A 17935-nucleotide genomic window follows, 5' to 3' on the forward strand; every position below is an offset into this window, starting at 1 on the left:
CTCAAATGCTCTGTGCATCGGTTTCTCTCGGAGTTGTGAATTATTTGAATATGCAGTATTCAGACATCATGCGCCTGAATTACGCAGTGAGTGATGCCCAAGCATTTTATAAATATGTTTGCCAAGCGTGGCCTGATCATCCGGAAAACCATGTTGTACTAGTGGATCAGGAGGCCACTCTGGAAGCGATTGCAAACTCAGTTAATGAACTGCAAGGCCTTTCGAGGACTTTTGATGTATTTTTTCTATACCTGAGTGGGCATGGCGAGATTAACGAAGGTGGTGACGGCTGGTTTTGTCTATGGGATGCGGTGCCGGGTAAGCCTAGTTTAAATTCTAAGGCGCTAGATTCTCTACTGCGGCAAATTAAAGCCAACTACGTGTTGGTGTTTATTGATTGCTGCCACGCCGAAGCTATTTCTTCAGGCTGCCATTTTTTCAATGTCGGTACACCTCGACAGGGCGGGTTGTTAATCGCGTCCGCTCGATACAATCAAAAAGCATGGGAGGTTGAAAGCCTACAGCGTTCGATTTTCTCAGATGTATTGCTCAGGGGGCTTTCTTCTGGCACTGAACTTTCTGATGGGCAGGGGCTGGTGGATGTCGAGGGGAAACTCATTCCTTATCTTCGCCAGCAAGTTCCTATGGCAGCGTCAGCGTTAAAACGGGGAGCAGAACAGACCATCGTTACTAACGGATTTTTAGCCAATACTATCCTGCTGCCTGTTATTTCCGGTCGTTCTCTTGGGCGTCCGTTGACGATAGCTGAAACGATAAGGGCCGGTGTCAGACGCGTCGTCATTGCAGCGGTTTGTGTCGCTGTCATAAGCTTGATATGTTTCGATTTGCTGATCTATCATTTTGTGGTTGATAGTAACGGTAAACTGTTAGTGCGTCCTGGTTTTGCAACTACCTATAATCTTCTTCCTGTGCATCTTACTCGAACCGTCGATACGAACTTGATGGTGTTTGATTTGAATCCCCGCGATAATGATTTTCTCTCAGCACTTTCAACTGGATCATTGTGGGGGGTGGCAACACACCGTGACTCTTCTGGACTTAAGCCTTGGTTAGCGAAGTTGCTCCCGAGTTTGGTATCACATAAAGTGGTCGAGCTTCGCGCTTTAACGAATGGAGATCTGCCTGTTTTAGATCCAGACAAAGATGAGCCCCCTACACGTGCCGTACGTTTTCTTTCGCTTGTTTTGCAAAGGTCAATCTCCGAGTTGGGCGCTCAGGCGTATCCGGTTAAGTTGATTCAGGAAACGCCCTGTCAGAGCAGTATTGACCATATAATGAATTTTGAATTAATGCTTCCCGGTTCGGCAGTATTTGCCAGGGATATGGACTGGATTGCGCAAACTGCCTCTGACTCTTCTTACGCACAAGCAGCCATGTTAAAACAGTTAATTAAGGTGGCTGCTTACAGAAGCTATTACGAAGATGATTGGGACAAGCGAATCGCTGAGTTTCATAGTTTTGTCGCAGTTGTCGAACGACTCTCTAAAGCTTCGAATAAGTCCAAAGTTTTTGATGATTTGGGACCGCACCTGCATGAAATGCAAGGAACCTGGTGTTCTTTGCATGCCAGCCTGGTAAAGGGTGTTTTGGGCGATGAAGCCGATAGTGTTAAAGCTGAGGTGGAATTACTGTCCATTTTGAAAGGTTACGACAGGTCGACCCAAGGGGATCTCCTGAGTACCGATCAAAAGAACGCAATTTTAAGTCTCGGTGAAATATCCAAGAGACGAAAGCTTAGCCTCTCAACGATAATGACTGCGCGGCAGGTAGCCGAAAAAAACGGACAAATTGTTTCAGACTCTATGGCGGCAGTGGAACTCCTAACATCGATTGCGTCGTTTCAGGAACTGGATCCCGATACTATTGATTCGCTATTTAATGTACTGACTTTACCTGTGGCTACAAAAACCTATGAGGGCGATGTGGCGGCAAAAATTTTATCGAGAAATTATAAGTACCTTGATACTGCTCATAAAAAGCGGCTTCGTGAATGGCTCGAAGTTGTTTCTCCAGAGTCCGAATACGATGAAAATATCCATGAGGCGCTAGGCTTCCTTGCGAAGAATGAAATGCTTCCTGCTTCAATTATCAATATGCTTGTCTCCCGTCTTTCAGCGGTATCCAGGTTTCCTTCTGTAGCCACGGACTACCGCGGAGCAACCATAATTTCTGTAAATGGGGACGCGGCAACAGTAGCGCTTGCAAGGGCGGCACAGGTAAACCTTTTGGACAATGACATCCCCGAACGCTTGGCAAGTTTGGCATCAAGGCGACACGATTTGAAAGATCGGGGTGAGATAGTCATCGGTTTAGCTCACCAATGGTACGGTCGTTCGCGTGATATTTGTAGTACGCTGGTTGATCGACTATTAGCTGTTCAGAATGACTCCGTGAGACGGTCATTGGAGATCGAGGTAGCGGCTTATCAGTTCTCTAATTTGCCCGATAAGGTTTTTATCGATCAACTGCATAAGCTTTTAAAACAATGGCATATGGAAGTTGAGCCTGAACAAAAGATTGCACTGGCTGAGCTACTCGGGTCTATCGAACACTATTAACGATGGAAGGGCGGGTTTGCATCCTGGTAGTGACCACCTCCCGCTCAGGGTGCGGATCGCTCCGTGGTCGGCGGGAGGCAGCCTCGCTACTGCCACCGTCCTGCGTGCCCGTGACGAAGGCCTACCGCCGAGAAGGCTGGCGCATCTTTCATGGACGCCCGATGGGGTTTGTTGTAAACGTTCCGACCGCTTGATTTTAGAGGAGGCGCTGCATGGACCGATTCACGGGCGGTTAGACCACCGCATTTGGCGCCTGAACACTCACCCCATGGGCAACGTCCAGCAAGTGATCATAATGAGCATGGCCGACCAGCAGCATGGTCACTTTCTTTGCGTCAGGCATATGCCGGTCGATTCTCTCCGAATCGGATTCTACCGTTAGTGGAGGAAGCCCCACGATACCCAAGGTCGCCGGGTTACTGAAGGACGGTGCCAACAGCAGGCCTTCTCCTTTCCAGTACAACAGCCAACCGCCAACACCGAGGAACTCGATTTTCGGCTCTGTCAAGTCGTGCAGATCCGACACCGGTAACCCCATGCGTTCGGGAGCATGGGTGCAAGCCGTGAGCATCAGCAGAACAAGTAATAGGGGCCTGCGCATGCTTGGGGTTCTCCGATGTCGCTGTTATTGGCGCTCCCGGCGTCGGCTCATCTGAAGAATGGCCTCGAGAACAGGTCGAGGGTCTGGATCAAATGGGTATCGTCACGAAGTGTGGGAGTAGCTTCGGGGACGAACCAGTTGGCCAGACTGAACGACCTGAGCATGTCGATGTAGCGGGTTACTGCATCCAGCTCCAAAGGGTAGTTGCAGAGCAGTCCGTCTTCCTGGAACGCTCTCGCTAAAAGGCGCTGGCGGTCATGGGGTAAGTTGAGCTCGGTCATCACCTTGGAAGCAATATCGGCATAACCGAAACCGCTTGGGTGCATGCCGTCCACGCTCAGGTAACCGCCGGCCTTCAGGCGGGTCAGCTGGGGTGAAGAAAAGTCCAGCTTGCCGTCCAGGTAACGGTTGTCGACGAATTGCTCGGAGTTCGCCCGTATGCGCAGGTGCGGATCCAGGTAATTCTTGTAGTCGATCTCGTCCAGCTGTTTGTAGCTGTTGATGAAGTGCAGTCGGTCTTCGGTGTGGGTAGCGGCCGCAGCCTCAAGGAAGGTCTGATGGATGCGCTGGTTCACCTCCGCCACCTTCCGGTCGACGCTGGCTACGAGAGTGCCGGCAAGCCTGGCTGCGCCGGGCAGCAACCGGGGAAAATAAGCCTCGGCATAGCCCTCTTGGCGGTCGTTGGACGTCGGCAGCAGGGCCGCGACTCCACTGACCTTCGGCAGTAGCATGACCACAATTTGGCGTGTCCCTGCGGGCAACTTCGCGATGCGCTGCGCCACCACTTCCCATTGTTCAAAGTAATCGCGGCCTTCTCGGTCCTGTCCTTGAGTAATGCCAAGTCCGGGTTTCCCTTGGAAGCCGAACTCGAACAGTCCGTGATTGTGCCCTGATTGAATCAGGAGGATTTCCGGCTGCCGGGCCTCGACCCAATCCAACGGGGAAAAATCATTGAAATTGGGGTGGTTTTGCGGGTTCAGAACGTACTTGCCGTTGATGGCGACGTGCAGATCGGGAATGTTGTCGAGGTGCTCCAGAATATTGCCTCGGGCGCGCTCGCTGATGTCGCTTTCATAGAGACTGGCGGTGCGACTATACAAGTCGTGAACCTCGCTTCCGGCGATGGCAAGGTTATCGAAGGACTGGCTCCTTGATTGCGGCGCTTGCGTGCGCCACTGCTTGAGGTTGTTTGTCAGTCGCGCAGGCAGGCCGGCTGCCAGAGCCAGCGTCTTGGGGGATAGCAGCACGGGATCCAGGCGCCTGAGCTCTTCCTCAAGGTCGAACAACACCGGTCGTGGGTGATCGGGGGATACGAAGCTCCAGCCTTGTTCGGCAGCGATTCTGGCCGGCCAGGATTGCGCACAGTACTCTGCCTTCACGGTCAGGCTTCTGCAGCCTTGGGGCAGCGAGTCGCCGATCGCCATAAGTTTTGGATTGAGCCTGAATATCGTCATGGTGCCAGCCCTCGGATGGGGAGATGAGGCACATCCCCTCACGGGGAATGCCTGGACGCTACACAACATTGAGCCATCGTTGAACCGGGCTCAGATCTTCCCTTTGAGCGCAGGTTTGATCGAATCCTCCGTCGTTCTGAAGATGCTGAATTCGATCGGCTGGCCGCTGGCGACAGTGATGCTCATGACGTTCGAGTGTGCGCCATAGAAAGTGTTTTTCCTGATCGTGGACTTGTATTGAAGTCCATCACTAGTCTCTGTCTTGGGCGACTCGTAGTAGAACTCCAGAGGAAGACTGGGTGTGAATTGGTTGATAGGGCTGGACATGAGTTCGTGGATAACGGTCTTGTTTCCTGAGCTATCAGATATTTCCATGTCGGCGCAGTACGAGGTGTGCATGTCGCCGGTCAGGAATACAACATCGCTAATGCCTTTCTTCAGAATGTGTTCCAGGATCTTTTCTCGTTGAACCATGAAGGCTGGGTCACACCATTTGTCCTGCTCCGGGTTCTTCACTGCTCCAACGAAGGGAACGCTGGTAACGATGAACTTGGTGTTGTTCTTGTGCTGACTCATCCAGGCGAGCAGGCTTTGAAGTTGCTTGTCGTCGATCATCTGCTTAAGTCCGGATATGCGTGAAGTGCGCGTATCCAGCACGAAGAACTGAACGTCGCCATAGCTGAAGGCGTAGTAGTACTGGTCGGGGGTGCCCAGTGTGACCGGGTTGTGCGAGTGTTGGAATTCCCAATAAGCTTTGAGTGCTATGCGTGGCAAGGTACTCCCGAGTCCCCCGCGACCATTTTCGTAATTATTAATGATCTCGTGGTCATCCAGGATCATGTAATGGGGCAACTCGGTCAGTGCTTTTTTGGCCGGGATGCAGTCATCCCAGGCGTCCAAATACTTGTCCCGATAATGTTCCAGACTGGCCTCAGGTTTGAGCGGAATATCGGCATATATCTGGTCGCCGGCATGGATCATGAAGCGCGCCTGGGTTTTTGCCGCGACTCTGGAGATAGTTATCCAAGATTGGTCTGGCCGCTCCAGGATGCCGAGTGAGTGCAGGTTGCAGGAACCGAGCAAAAAGGTGAAAGGCTGCTTGTTGGTTTTCGGGAACGTTTTGAATCGGCCTTCGGCATAGGCTTCCCTCACACGTGCATCAACCGGGTCTTTGAGTGTTTTTCCAAAGGCTACCTTGATCTTGTAATCAGTGTCGGCAGCCAATGCGGTGAACTCATGAACAGCGGTAAAGAACTCGGACTCTTGGGTGGATATAGAGAATTCAGCCAATTTCTTGTTGTTGGCAGGATTGATTAACTGAACGAAAGCCACTGGCCAACGGGATGACGCTCTGACCCAGACCTTGGCGGAAGTGTCCGTTGTGTGTCCCAGAATAAGTCTTGGCATTCGATTTTTCCTTTTGTAAGCGGTTCCTAGGCTTGCCAAGTCGTTACCGATTTGGCTGATAGGCGCTGAGGATGTTACGAATCGAACAGCTTGTTCTGGTGAGCAAATGGCTTCGTTACATTGTCAAAGGCGCGCGTGAGTGGATTGTAGATTCCCAAATGGTTTGTGCCAGTCTTCAACGAAGCGTCCTAATTAATGTCCGCTGTTGGCCGATGGCGGCATGTAACGTTGGCAGCGAGCATCCTGCACGTCTAGTTCGACGCGTGTGCGGTGTTCATATACCCGATTTTCTAGAAACGATGCTTGACCACGGCAAACCAGTAGTGATGCGGATCTACTATGTGGCCATTTTCATCCAGTGACAGCGTCTTCATTGTCACCGAGTCAAGGACATTAGCCCCAATGACGTCTATCTCACCGTCCCGCTTGGCAACCACTAGGTCTGAATGGCTCGAGTAGGAAGACGTTCTGTCGTAGTAGGTTGCAGCTTTATTTGCCGTTATTCCGTCGCCCCTAGCATAGGCGACCAAATCACCCACTTCGGGGGAGAAGCCTATCTCTCCAACGCGGTAGCCCCAAAATGGAGAGGCGCTGTCATTTTCTTTACGTGCGGCGACGAACCTTCGAATGAAGGTGGAGTGGCTTTGGGAGAAGGGAAACTGGCCCTTCTTAAACCCTCCCATCGACATGAAAGCGCTCATCCCGACTGCCGACCAAAAGTAGTCGTCATTCTGGATAGCCCAATGGGTCGGATTGCCGCCACCAATGGAGCAATAGGTGTCAATTACATACTGAGCAAAATCGTATTCATCATCCGTGTGGCCAATTTCCTTTTGGCCTTGGGAGACACTCCACGTTGAGTTTCCCCAGTGATCCCACTCCTTGAGCGCAGCAGCAACAATAGATTGGACGGTGACAGACATGGCATTGCCCTCTAATTGAGCGAAGGATTAGTCAGGCGGCTTACTGCGCTGTTCAGTAGGTACAACGGTAGTGCAAAATTCAGATAAAGCAGCGAGGCGCCTACCCCCCTCCGCAAAATGATCATTGCGTCGGGATGGCAAAACCACGATTGAACTCGAAAATCCGGCGACATCATTGGGAATGACACGGAGCTCAAACCCCGCCGTTTCAGTTGTTCTCTTAAGCAAGTATGGGGTTCTGCATCTTTCATTACCACATGACCATTTGCTGTCAGCGATACTAAACATCCTGCGTTCGCTCGATGAGCGGAACCTACGTTCATCCCAGCCTTTTTCAAGCGAATCGAGGGCGCGCTATTAGCCGCCCTGATCATCTCGGTTGTCTGTGAACTGCTGCAGGCCATGATCTTCAAGACTCACTTGGCGGTAGAGATCAGATGCCGTAACGCTTGTTCCCGCCTGAAGTTATGCAATAGCGGCCGTCTCGCGGCCCGTAGCAAACATTCCTCCCGCTGCACGAGCAATCTCCATCGCTGTACCCATTTGACTTCCGAGGTTCCGGCGCTGCCTGGTACATCTGGTGGTACTGCCGCTCTCGTTGTTGTGCTGCTGCTATTCTGGCCTTCTGCCGCACATAGGCTGCAGCCAAAGTCTTACCACGGGCCATATCCTGTGTGAGCTTTGAAGGCCAGGCCTTGTCCACCTCGTCGGCCATGGTGCCGAACTGAGCGACGGCTACATCCGCCAAGATTGTCGAAGGGTAGGGAAACGATGCTTGCTGACGGCTAATGGCGCGCTGGCCACCGTAGATCAGAACTTCGTTCCGATACTCCAACTGGTTGCTGAGCTTGTTCACCTCAATTCGGTAATAGAATGGAGGCAGGGCAGCGTAGAACCGGGAGATTGGGGCGCCGGCCGCCGCGGCCTGTTCAAGAGGAACTTTCAGCTTCTGGATATCGGAAATTGCAGCTTCCATGGCCTTCACGTCACCCGTCTTGCCCGCAGCCGACTGTTCCAGGTATGACTGCGCCGCTGCAGTATATTTTGCCGTCTTGGAAGCGAGCAGGATCTTTGCCAGGTCCAGTGAGCGCACGTAGGATTCCAAGCTGGTGGAATCAAGGTAGACAGGAACCTGGGTAGTGGTCAGATCTTTCATGCCCAGCAAGATCTTCGGGGCCCCGGGGTTCTGATACCGGGTGTTGTCGAATCCCTTAGCCCGGGCTTGCTGAATTTCCTCTGCAGTCATCGCCTTTTCGATGAATCGAGAGCAAGTTTCCACCTTAAGGCTTATCGGCCCACAGCAGGGCCGATTCATATCGATCTCACATGAAAATGGGACCTCTGCGCGCTGGCAAGCTGCCAGATATTCCTTTTTCTGTGCGGTCTGACAGCCGGCTAGCAGGGTGAACACGATTAGACCAATAGTACGTTTAAGCATGGGGTGCTAGGGGTCGAGTGTTCGAATCACTCCGTCACGACCATATAATTCAAGGGGTTGCGAGATTTTGTCTTGCGACCCCTTTTTATTTTTTGTCGTTTTTACCCCTACAGAACGGTTGGCTTTTGGTGGAATCCTCACCTCTAGGGAAGGAGATGGACGCAAGATTTCGGTGTGCCAATGCCCACCCAGGAAGTTTGGTGATGGAGGGGGAGATGGACCTGGTTGATAGCTCATCAGGCAGTCGGAGAGAATCTGGTGGTGGAAGCCAGTCGCAACGCCGCCATGTTGGCCAACGTGCTCGACGGACTCGAGCAAGCCAATTCTGCGTTGCGGCGCGTGGTCATCTATTAGAGCTTCAAAATTTACTGCTCCCTCCTTTGGGGCCAAGGTTCGCACGCCTCCACTGGAGAGCGATGCGGGGCATACGCCACCGAACCTGTACGTCGCTCAGGAAGCCCAACTCAGAAAGCGTGGCGAGCATAGCGGTTGGGATTATGTGGCGTTGCATCCTGATCTCGTGGTCCGGGATATCTACGGCAACCCGATGAATATTGCGTTGGTCATCGCTGTCTTCGCCGAGCTGTCCCGTGCGCTAAATATCCCGATGCGATTCCCCTGCACCGATAAGGCCTACGGCCAGCTACTGCAATTCACGGGCGCCGGGTTGCGGGCATGGGCCAGTGTTTGGGCTGCGCTCAGCGAGTCCGTGGCGAGGCTTTCAATGTGGCCGGCGGCGACATTTGCCTTTGGGGGCGTATGTGGCAAGACACGGCCAAACATTTAGGGATGGAAACAGCGTCGCCGATTTCGTTGGCGCTTGCACGCCACATGAACGAAAAAGTCGAATTGTGGCGAGAGATCGCCGAGCGCCACAATTTGATCCAGCTTGATCCTGGGCAAGCTGGTCGGCTGGGGGGGGGCGGGAATCTTCCATACCGAAACGGTCATCATTCGGACACAAATAAAATCTACCGATTCGGATTTACGGAAAGGGTCGATTCTAAAGCTTCGTTGTTCGTAAGCGTCCGGCGAAGTCACCTTGCCAGGTGAACGGCCGCTCAAGCTTGATGTGTCGAGTAAAATTGTGCTTCCCTGCCATGGTCATCGCATCGGCCGCCTGAAGTCAGGTGTGCCCCACCTCTGAACACCAGCATGGAGCATGTATGCCTAATGAAGTAAGGCTAGTAATTTTAATTACAACGCAGGCAGGACGAGGGCAGGAGCAAATTGATGCCTTTGAAAAGTTAGCTCCGCTTGTGAAAAATGAAGAAGGGTGTTTGCAATACGATCTTCACAGAGTTGCCGGCGATGAAGATCGGTTCGTTTTGGTTGAACGGTGGGCGTCAGATTCAGCGCTGGAAGCTCATGATGCGACAAGTCACATGATTGCAGCAGACGCGCGCAGTCCTAGCTTTAGGACTGGCCCCGCAACCGTTTTGCGCTTGGAGGCAGCGATTCCGGCGTAGGCTCGTGGTCTCTTCATGAATGCTGCCACCTATGTGGCAGCAACTGGTCAATTTCACTTGCCCACTGCGTTGGCAACCGCGTCAGCGCATCTTTGAGATAGGCATATGGATCGTGCCCATTCATGCGCGCCGGCTGGATCAAACTCATGATCGCCGCCGCCCGTTTACCGCTGCGGAGCGACCCGGCAAACAACCAATTCGAGCGTCCAAGAGCCCACGGTCTGATCTGATTTTCGACAGGATTGTTGTCGATTGGTACAGCCCCATCTTCCAGGTAGCGCGTCAGCGCTACCCAGCGTTTAAGGCTGTAATCCAAGGCTTTGGCCGTCGCTGATCCGTTGGGCACAAGATCGCGCTGGGTCAACATCCAGTCGTGCAGTGCTTTCATTAACGGCGCCGCTTTTTCTTGCCGTCCTCCAGCGATCCTCATCACTCATGTCCCGCGCTTGGCGTTCAACTTCGTACAAGCCGCCAATCGATTGCAGCGCCTGTTCTGCCAACTGACTTTTATTCGCCACGTGCAGATCGAAAAACTTGCGGCGGGCGTGAGCCATGCAGCCGATTTCGGTCATGCCTTTCTCGAAGCCAGCTTTGTAGCCAGCGAAGGCGTCACATACCAGCTTGCCATTCCAGGAACCGAGGAAGTTGCGCGCATGCTCACCGGCGCGGCTCGGGCTGAAATCGTAGACCACGGCCTTAAGCGCCGAGAACGGCGTAGTGCAGTAAGCCTAGACATAAGCACGGTGAGTTTTCTTCTCTCCGGGCGCAAGCGTCTGCACCGGAGTTTCGTCGGCGTGGACAACTTGCTGGGCGAGGACGGCTTCTCGCAAGGCATCAACCAATGGCTGAAGCTGTACACCGGTCTGCCCAACCCATTGCGCGAGAGTTGAACGCGCGATGGCCAAGCCGGCTCGGCCAAAGATTTTCTCCTGCCGGTACAGCGGCAAGTGGTCGGCGAACTTCGCCACCATCACATGAGCCAACAGGCCTGCGGTTGGAATTCTCTTGTCGATCACCTGGGACGGTACCGGTGCCTGGATCAGCGTTTCGCACTGCCGGCAGGACTACTTTCCACGCACATGCTGTTCAACGGTGAACACGCCCGGCGTGTAATCCAGCTTCTCGCTGACGTCCTCGCCGATGCGCTGAAGTTGGCAGCCGCAGACGCACTGGGTGTTTTCCGGTTCGTGATGAATTACGGTGCGTGGAAACTGCGGTGGCAGCGGCTCGCGCTTGGGTTGCTGGCGTTTCTCTTCTGGAGCGGGAGCTGGTCGGAGGGCCTTCAACTCGGCGTCGATAGCCTCAAGATCTGTATTGAGCAGGTCGTCGAGCAAGTTGCCTTGCTCAGGGCTGATCTGCTCGCTGCGCTTGGCAAACCTGTGCCGCTTGAGGATGGCGATCTCGTGGGTCAGCTGCTCGATGATGGTTTGATCGCGGTGGATCTTTCTGCCCATGGTGTCGACCGTCTTGCCCATCGTCTCGACTTGCTGGTCGAGTGTCTCGACACGCTGTATCAACTGCGCCGCCAAATCGATAGGCAATACTCTGCGCAGGTCGATATCACGGTCACCGTCACGCCCTGACAGTTATTCTCCCTGGTAACGACCCTCTCTGTGGTTTATGGAAAGAATGAGATTGAGTGTGATGGCGCTCAGTACGGACCACATCACACGGCTGGGTTCGATAAATAAAAGCGCGCAAAGCACGATTGAGCTGTCTGCCAACATCTGGATGTTTCCGGCACGCCAGCCGAATTTGTTTTGCAGGTAGAGAACGGCGATGCCAATACCACCAAGACTGGTCCTGTGGCGAAACAGTACCAATGTACCGATCCCCAAAAGAATCCCGCCGTTGATACTGGCGTGCGCCGGGTGTACCCAGCCGATAGTGACCGTCATGGGGATCAGGGTTGTCATGAGTGAAAGCAGGGTGACCGCGCTGAATGTTTTCAGCGTAAACGCAATGCCCATGCGCTTTATCGCCAGGAGGTAGAAAGGGATATTCAGCAGGAAGAAGGAAAGTCCCAGCGGGACCTTCAATGCATAGTGAAGGATGAAGGCCACTCCGGCGAGGCCACCACTCAATAACCCGGCATCCTTGTACAGGTTCAAGCCCATGGCTATGAGCGTGGTGCCGATGACCATCGCAATGATGTCTTCCAGATGGGTGTGGCTAATCGTTTGTTCCTGGGGGTGGTTGGCTTTGGTCATGGGGATATCGCATCGATTGAGAGTGTGGCGACGGTGCTGGCCGCAAGTGTGGGCATCTTTGCTATCGGGAAATCAGGAGTCTTGCCGTTCGAGTCTTGCCACTTGGGCACGTGCCATCAGGTATCGAAGGCACACGTAAGTGAGGCTCGACACCAGCAGTGAATCAAGTGGAGGAATGGACGTGACCACAAAGTGGATGTGATTGGCCGCATAGGCGAATCCACTACCGGCGATCCAGGCCAGGAAAGCCTCTGTTCGCCATTGCGTGCCTTCGCCGGTTAGCGCGAGTCTGGCGCCCAGATAGTAGTTGGTCAGGTAGACACCAGCGATGGGTGGAATAGAAATGCTCAGCAGGATCAGATAAGGGACGAACCCCTCACTGATGCCCATGAGTCCGGCCGTCGTGCCGACTCCAGCGGCTGCGAGCGCCAATTGCCACTTCGGGCGAAGAGGCGTGAGGGTCGAGAGGATCAGAGTGGACGCGTACAGGTTGTAGGCGTTGGTGGTCAGAGCGATCAGGAGCACCGCAATCATTGCCGGAATGCCCAACCCGAGGGAAAGCATGATGGTCACGATGTCCATCTGGCCGGTCGCAACACTGGGTATGCCAGACAAGATCAGCACGAGAGGGAAGCCGACGCCATAGGCGAGTGCGCAGGCAAAGGCTGCTTGTTTCGGGGTTCGTGCGAAACGTGAGATGTCGGGCGCGAGCATGGCCCCGGTCATGATGCCGCCCACCACCATTGAGATGCCGGTGGTCATGGAAAAATCGTGTGTCGGGAGCGTGTCCAGTACCGTTGACCATTTGACGTTCGCCAGCGCTGCAATGAGCGTCCAGAGCAATACAACGATCTTGAAGGGTGATGCCAACACGCTGAGAAGGTCGAGTGCGCGAAAGCCGAAAATGGTCAGTAGTGTCATCAGTGTGCAGCCGAAAAACGCCAGCCAACTCACCGGGATCGTTGCCAGCGTTGTCGGCAGCGTCGGTTGGAATGCCCGACCGAACATCATGGCGATGACGCCGAACCAGCCCAGTATGGCGATCACGACGACGACATTGACGAGCAATCCTCCTCGTTCACCAAAGGCCTGTTGAATCAGTTGATAGCTGTTTTTTCGACTTTGTGCGCCGGCGATGGCGGCCGGCAGTGCGACCAGGGCCAGAACGAGCCCACCGATCAGGCTGGCCTGAATCCCCCCCATTACACCCAGCGCTCGACTGATGCTTGCCCCCATCATGAACGCTGGCAGGGCGATCATTACGCCGAGCAGGACCAAAGCAATTCTTATACCGCCGATGAGGTGTGTTTCTGCGGCGTTCCTCTGACGATATTTCATCGAATTCTGAGGGTTTGCGGTCTTGATTAAACGGCTCATGTACATATACCTGCTGAAGAAAAATGAGGTGTTGTTATCAACTTTGTTGGGGTGTTTATTATTTTGCCTCGTCTGGGTGTTACTAAGTTTCTTTTATAGGGTTGTGACTTCTTGTCAGGTGGGTTGGGTGTTGTTTGGGTATCCGTAGGCGGATGTTAGTGCGCGATATTTCAAAGGTTGCATTAATTGGGTATAGCGCTACGAGTACCGTGCAGCTGATCGTATGGCGATATAGATAGTGCATGCACAACTAATATGGGGGAGGGAATACGTCAATGTGGGGGAGGGCACGAGGTGATGGTTATGGAGTTTGATCCCTGGTCACTCGTCCCGTTATCGGCAGATTGGCTAGGGGGTGTACCTGGAATCGTGCTAATCGCTAAGGTGATGCCATGTCGATGGCCGAACTAGAGCCTTATCCCCCAAAATGCATATGAGGCTACCCCATCAAGCGCCTTCCTATTTTACGAAGTCTGTCCATAGAATCCGGAAGAGTTCAGTCGATACGCGAACTTTACTAAGGGCTTGTGACAGATGGGTTTCTGTATACGGTTTATATAACAAACCCTGCCTGTAAGGCCTATCTGTGTTGTGCTGTGGTTGAGTCTGATTCCTGGCGGTTCATCTCTATGTCAGGTTTCGATTTTTCGGAGTTTTAATGCTCCAGCGCCTCATTTATATAAAAAGAGGATTATATGTATCGTGTAGGAATTGACGTGGGCGGTACTAATACCGATGCCGTAATGATGCGAGGTCGTGAAGTTATCTGCGGCACTAAAACGGCAACGACTCATGACGTGACGGGTGGTGTACTCGAAGCCCTTTCTCGGGTGTTGCGTGAGTCCGGGGTGACACCCGCCGATCTTGGCGCCGTCATGATCGGCACGACACATTTCACCAATGCCGTCGTCGAGCGGCGTGAACTGTCCAGGGTCGGAGTACTTCGCCTGGCGCTTCCTGCGAGTTCCGATATACCTCCGTTGTCGGGATGGCCGGCGGACCTTGTAGAGGCCATCAACCCTCTGGTGCGGTTGAGCGCTGGAGGGTATGAGTTCGATGGGCGGGAAATTTCTGGCATCGACACCTCGTCCGTAGTCCAGTTTTCCGAGGAGTGTGCGAAGGCCGGCATTCATTACATCGCCATATCTGGCGTCTTTTCTCCACTGGTGCCCCACCAGGAACTTGAGGCGGCCGACATCATTCGCAAGGTCTTGCCGGATGCCCACATCACGCTTTCGTCTTCTCTCGGGAATCTAGGGCTGCTCGAGCGTGAGAATGCCAGCATTCTCAATGCCGCCCTGGTTGACCTGGGCAAGCGCATCAGTCGTTCCTTTGCCGAAGCGATGCGAACCACTGGGGTCGTCGCGCCCTTTTTTCTTACGCAGAACGATGGCACCTTGATTGCGGCAGAACGGGTCGCGGACTTTCCGATCCTGACGGTCGCCTCCGGTCCTACGAACTCCATGCGTGGCGCGGCTTTCCTGTCTGGCACCCAAGATGCGATCGTCGTGGATATCGGCGGCACCACCTCCGATGTGGGGTTGTTGCAGAAAGGCTTCCCGAGGATGTCGGGGGTGGCGGTCGAAGTCGGCGGTGTGCGCACTAACTTCCGGATGCCTGATGTGCATTGCATTGGTTTGGGTGGCGGCTCGCACGTCGACCTCAATGCCTGCACGTTCGGCCCGCGCAGTGTCGGCTATCGACTCTACGAGAAAGCACTGGTCTTTGGGGGCGATGTCCTGACCGCCAGTGATATTGCAGTGGCCGCCGGCATCGCCAGGTTCGGTGAGGCAGCGCTCGTTGCCCATCTGGATGCTTCGGCGGTTCGCCGGGCAGTTTCTCGCATGCAAGACATGGTGGCGACCGCTGTCGATCGCATGCGCGTGTCCGATGCGCCGATACCGGTGCTGGTGGTGGGTGGCGGGAGTGTCCTGCTCTCTGGCGACATCGATCGCTTGCCCACTGTTCGACCGCCTTCGTTTGAGGTGGCCAATGCGGTCGGTGCGGCCATCGCCCAGATTGGCGCAGAGATCGACCACGTCTATCGCTTTTCGGACATCAGTCGCGATGAGGCCATTGCTGATGCCACTGCGCGTTGTCGGCAGAAGGTCATCGACGAAGGCGGCGTGGCCGATACGGTTGAAACCATCGACATCGAAGACACCCCCTTGGCTTATTTGCCGGGAAAGGCCACGCGCATCCGCGTGAAGATGGTTGGAGACCTCCAGCTATGAACGGCTCACCTTGCACAACCTCCAGAGAACATGACATGTCGTACATCGATGCCGAGCAAATGGAAGCGATTGCCCTGGGTAGCGCCATCTATGGCACCGGTGGCGGTGGCGATCCCTATCTGGGCAAGCTGCTGGCCCAACGCATCTTGCGAGAGTCCGGCCCGGTCAGTTTGATCGACGTGTTGTCGCTGTCGGACGATGCCTTGGTGATCCCGGTGGCCGGCGCGGGAGCGCCCGTGGTTCTCACGGAAAAGCTGCCTAGCGTCGAGCCCCTTATCGTCGCGTTGCAGGCGCTGGAAAAACACCTCGGTAGAAAGGCTGACGCCACCCTGTGTCTGGAGGCCGGAGGATACAACTCGACCATCCCGTTCTCGATCGCCAGCCGTCTCGGCATTCCGCTGATTGACGGGGACACCATGGGGCGTGCATTTCCGGAGTTGCAGATGACCACCTGTACCCTCAACAACATCACGGCGACGCCGATGGCGGTGGTTGATGATCGTCTCAACGTGCTGATGATTCAGTCGGGAGGCAACAGCTTCGCCGAACGAATCACCCGCAGTACGCTGATGGAAATGGGCGGCTCGTGTGCCTGTGCCTTGTACCCGATGACTGGTGCACAAGCGAAAAAAGCCGTGATTCGAGGATCGATTCGCTCCTTGCAACGGGCTGGCCAGGTGGTGCTCGATGCCCGCCGCAGCGGCGCTGACGCAGTCCAAAGTCTGCTCGAAGCGCTGGGTGGTTTCAGGTTGTTCCAAGGCAAGGTCGTCGGTGTCGACCGGCGTCTGGAAGGTGGATGGCAGCGGGGTGTCGTCACTCTCCAGGGCCTCGACGCGTTTGCCGACAGCACAGCAAGGCTCGATCTGCAGAACGAATTTCTCTACGCGAGTGTCGACGACCAGGTGATCGCGATGACCCCCGACCTTATCTGTTGCCTGGACTCCCAGTCCGGCGAGCCGATCACCAGTGAGGCCATGCGATACGGGCTGCGTGTCACCCTCATGGGCCTGCCCAGCCACACAGCCTGGCGTACACCGGCAGGCCTGGAACTCGCCGGGCCGCGCCACTTTGGTTTTGACAGCAATTACATATCGCTCGAAGAACTGGCTGCTGGACATACAAGGAATCGATCGACCCTAACGGTCTGATTGGCCGACGTCGGTTCCCCACGGCAACCCAAAACAAGAACGATCTTTTCGCCCCTTCGAAAGAAGGGGTTCTCCAGGCTTTTGCTCAATTTCTGCCCCTACAAGCTACCCACAATAATTAATGGGACATTGATATGAAAAATTCACGTTTGGCCGTCGCTCGCCCTGGAGTGTTTATCCAGTCTGTGGCTTGCTCGTTTGCCGTCTTTGTCATCGCATTGCTCTGGGCGACGACGTCCAGCGCGGGCAACTTTATTGGCCTCGCTCAACCGGGTGTACCTGGCACCTTCGGTGTCTTGCTGATGCCTTCGGTTTCCCATTCACAACCTGACACCAATACGGGGAAAATGTTTTCGGAACTGGCCTACTACAGCGAGACGGGGTTCACCGGCACCACCCGTGACCAATTCGAGGCATGGCTGGGATTTTATGGTGGGTACCAGGACACACCCGAAGGCTCCAGGGATTCGAGCTGGGGTGTCACGATGCCGGAACTGGGGTTCGAGTATTACTATCAGGTCGTCCAGCCAGGTAGCGCAGCGTTTGGCAGCGATGAGTACAGGAGCTGGTGGGTCAGTCCCGAGCTGATGTTCAACGGTCCGAATGGCAGTGACAAGACCACGGGGTTTGGCGCGGGTGGTAACCAATGGTCGATTGCTACCACGGTCAATAACTACGTTGCTTATGGCCGCTGGCACGCGACCTTTGCGCCGGTGTCGCTGGTGTATCTGTTTAAAAACCGTAACTCGACCGATCTGGAGGATGGGCAAAGCGTGAAAATGCGTGGCGCATTGAGTGTCAGCCTGGCGGATGTCGCCGCGGGTTATCAGGTCAAGGACGACCTGATTGTCGGGCTGCACCATGCTTACAATATCTACAACATTGGCGATTCGGATTATGCTCGCGCCTCGGAGGGGATGATTGGACCGACCTTCACTTACCTAGGATTCGCCAAGGATAATTTCTACTTGGCAGGAACGCTTGATTTCGATTACCACCATCAAGGCGTACCGCGTACCACTTCTTTGAATTTCTTGTTGGTAAAGTCCTTCTGAGGCCGCCGAGGCGTAAAAAATCGGGCAGGCCTGAGCGTGT

At 54.4% G+C, this 17935-nt stretch carries 12 protein-coding genes and 1 pseudogene; 5 read left to right on the forward strand and 8 right to left on the reverse strand.

Going from position 1 to position 17935, the window contains the following annotated elements:
* The first annotated feature begins 5 nt into the window (after positions 1 to 5).
* Positions 6 to 2579, forward strand: a complete 2574-nt coding sequence (locus AC3ITY_RS14390; protein WP_489310080.1) for a caspase family protein — start codon at positions 6 to 8, stop codon at positions 2577 to 2579.
* A 232-nt stretch (positions 2580 to 2811) separates the two neighbouring features.
* Here AC3ITY_RS14390 and AC3ITY_RS14395 read toward each other — a convergent pair whose 3' ends face one another.
* From AC3ITY_RS14395 to AC3ITY_RS14415, 5 genes are all read right to left on the reverse strand, one after another.
* Positions 2812 to 3180, reverse strand: a complete 369-nt coding sequence (locus AC3ITY_RS14395) for a hypothetical protein (RefSeq protein WP_489310082.1) — start codon at positions 3178 to 3180, stop codon at positions 2812 to 2814.
* A gap of 47 nt (positions 3181 to 3227) precedes the next feature.
* Complete coding sequence (locus tag AC3ITY_RS14400; protein ID WP_489310084.1) at positions 3228 to 4634, reverse strand: hypothetical protein; 1407 nt, start codon at positions 4632 to 4634, stop codon at positions 3228 to 3230.
* Between the two features lie 90 nt (positions 4635 to 4724).
* Positions 4725 to 6041 carry an alkaline phosphatase D family protein gene (locus tag AC3ITY_RS14405; RefSeq protein WP_489310086.1) on the reverse strand — a complete coding sequence of 439 codons (1317 nt, stop codon included), beginning with the start codon at positions 6039 to 6041 and terminating at the stop codon, positions 4725 to 4727.
* A 290-nt stretch (positions 6042 to 6331) separates the two neighbouring features.
* Positions 6332 to 6964: a DUF2272 domain-containing protein gene (locus AC3ITY_RS14410; RefSeq protein ID WP_489310088.1), complete on the reverse strand. Its 633-nt coding sequence runs from the start codon at positions 6962 to 6964 to the stop codon at positions 6332 to 6334.
* Between the two features lie 433 nt (positions 6965 to 7397).
* The gene (locus AC3ITY_RS14415; RefSeq protein WP_489310090.1) at positions 7398 to 8210 is read right to left on the reverse strand and encodes a hypothetical protein; all 813 of its coding nucleotides are present in this window, start codon (positions 8208 to 8210) and stop codon (positions 7398 to 7400) included.
* A 1358-nt stretch (positions 8211 to 9568) separates the two neighbouring features.
* On the opposite strand from AC3ITY_RS14415, the gene AC3ITY_RS14420 reads away from it, so the two are divergent.
* Entirely contained in the window at positions 9569 to 9871 is a 303-nt protein-coding gene (locus tag AC3ITY_RS14420; RefSeq protein ID WP_489310092.1) for a putative quinol monooxygenase, read from the forward strand.
* A 13-nt stretch (positions 9872 to 9884) separates the two neighbouring features.
* Here the strand turns inward: AC3ITY_RS14420 and tnpC are convergent.
* The 3 genes and pseudogenes from tnpC to AC3ITY_RS14435 all read right to left on the reverse strand — a co-directional run bounded on the left by tnpC (position 9885) and on the right by AC3ITY_RS14435 (position 13458).
* A pseudogene (tnpC, locus tag AC3ITY_RS14425) lies at positions 9885 to 11388 on the reverse strand (IS66 family transposase).
* A gap of 69 nt (positions 11389 to 11457) precedes the next feature.
* Positions 11458 to 12081: a YitT family protein gene (locus tag AC3ITY_RS14430; RefSeq protein ID WP_489310094.1), complete on the reverse strand. Its 624-nt coding sequence runs from the start codon at positions 12079 to 12081 to the stop codon at positions 11458 to 11460.
* 72 nt (positions 12082 to 12153) lie between these two features.
* The gene (locus AC3ITY_RS14435) at positions 12154 to 13458 is read right to left on the reverse strand and encodes a cytosine permease (protein ID WP_489310097.1); all 1305 of its coding nucleotides are present in this window, start codon (positions 13456 to 13458) and stop codon (positions 12154 to 12156) included.
* Between the two features lie 695 nt (positions 13459 to 14153).
* On the opposite strand from AC3ITY_RS14435, the gene AC3ITY_RS14440 reads away from it, so the two are divergent.
* The 3 genes from AC3ITY_RS14440 (at position 14154) to AC3ITY_RS14450 (ending at position 17895) form a co-directional block, all read left to right on the forward strand.
* The gene (locus tag AC3ITY_RS14440; RefSeq protein ID WP_489310099.1) at positions 14154 to 15692 is read left to right on the forward strand and encodes a hydantoinase/oxoprolinase N-terminal domain-containing protein; all 1539 of its coding nucleotides are present in this window, start codon (positions 14154 to 14156) and stop codon (positions 15690 to 15692) included.
* Positions 15693 to 15727: 35 nt separating this feature from the next.
* Positions 15728 to 16840, forward strand: a complete 1113-nt coding sequence (locus AC3ITY_RS14445; protein WP_489310101.1) for an S-methyl thiohydantoin desulfurase family protein — start codon at positions 15728 to 15730, stop codon at positions 16838 to 16840.
* 134 nt (positions 16841 to 16974) lie between these two features.
* The gene (locus tag AC3ITY_RS14450) at positions 16975 to 17895 is read left to right on the forward strand and encodes a hypothetical protein (RefSeq protein WP_489310103.1); all 921 of its coding nucleotides are present in this window, start codon (positions 16975 to 16977) and stop codon (positions 17893 to 17895) included.
* Positions 17896 to 17935 lie beyond the last annotated feature (40 nt).

Source organism: Pseudomonas sp. GL_091 (assembly GCF_057837725.1).

Bases quoted from the DNA above. Each gene is read 5' to 3' on its own strand.
- AC3ITY_RS14430 (WP_489310094.1), bottom strand. From the start codon at position 12,081: ATGACCAAAGCCAACCACCCCCAGGAACAAACGATTAGCCACACCCAT.
- AC3ITY_RS14440 (WP_489310099.1), top strand. From the start codon at position 14,154: ATGTATCGTGTAGGAATTGACGTGGGCGGTACTAATACCGATGCCGTA.
- AC3ITY_RS14410 (WP_489310088.1), bottom strand. From the start codon at position 6,964: ATGTCTGTCACCGTCCAATCTATTGTTGCTGCTGCGCTCAAGGAGTGG.
- AC3ITY_RS14390 (WP_489310080.1), top strand. From the start codon at position 6: ATGCTCTGTGCATCGGTTTCTCTCGGAGTTGTGAATTATTTGAATATG.
- AC3ITY_RS14405 (WP_489310086.1), bottom strand. From the start codon at position 6,041: ATGCCAAGACTTATTCTGGGACACACAACGGACACTTCCGCCAAGGTC.
- AC3ITY_RS14445 (WP_489310101.1), top strand. From the start codon at position 15,728: ATGTCGTACATCGATGCCGAGCAAATGGAAGCGATTGCCCTGGGTAGC.
- AC3ITY_RS14450 (WP_489310103.1), top strand. From the start codon at position 16,975: ATGAAAAATTCACGTTTGGCCGTCGCTCGCCCTGGAGTGTTTATCCAG.
- AC3ITY_RS14420 (WP_489310092.1), top strand. From the start codon at position 9,569: ATGCCTAATGAAGTAAGGCTAGTAATTTTAATTACAACGCAGGCAGGA.
- AC3ITY_RS14435 (WP_489310097.1), bottom strand. From the start codon at position 13,458: ATGAGCCGTTTAATCAAGACCGCAAACCCTCAGAATTCGATGAAATAT.
- AC3ITY_RS14400 (WP_489310084.1), bottom strand. From the start codon at position 4,634: ATGACGATATTCAGGCTCAATCCAAAACTTATGGCGATCGGCGACTCG.
- AC3ITY_RS14395 (WP_489310082.1), bottom strand. From the start codon at position 3,180: ATGCGCAGGCCCCTATTACTTGTTCTGCTGATGCTCACGGCTTGCACC.
- AC3ITY_RS14415 (WP_489310090.1), bottom strand. From the start codon at position 8,210: ATGACTGCAGAGGAAATTCAGCAAGCCCGGGCTAAGGGATTCGACAAC.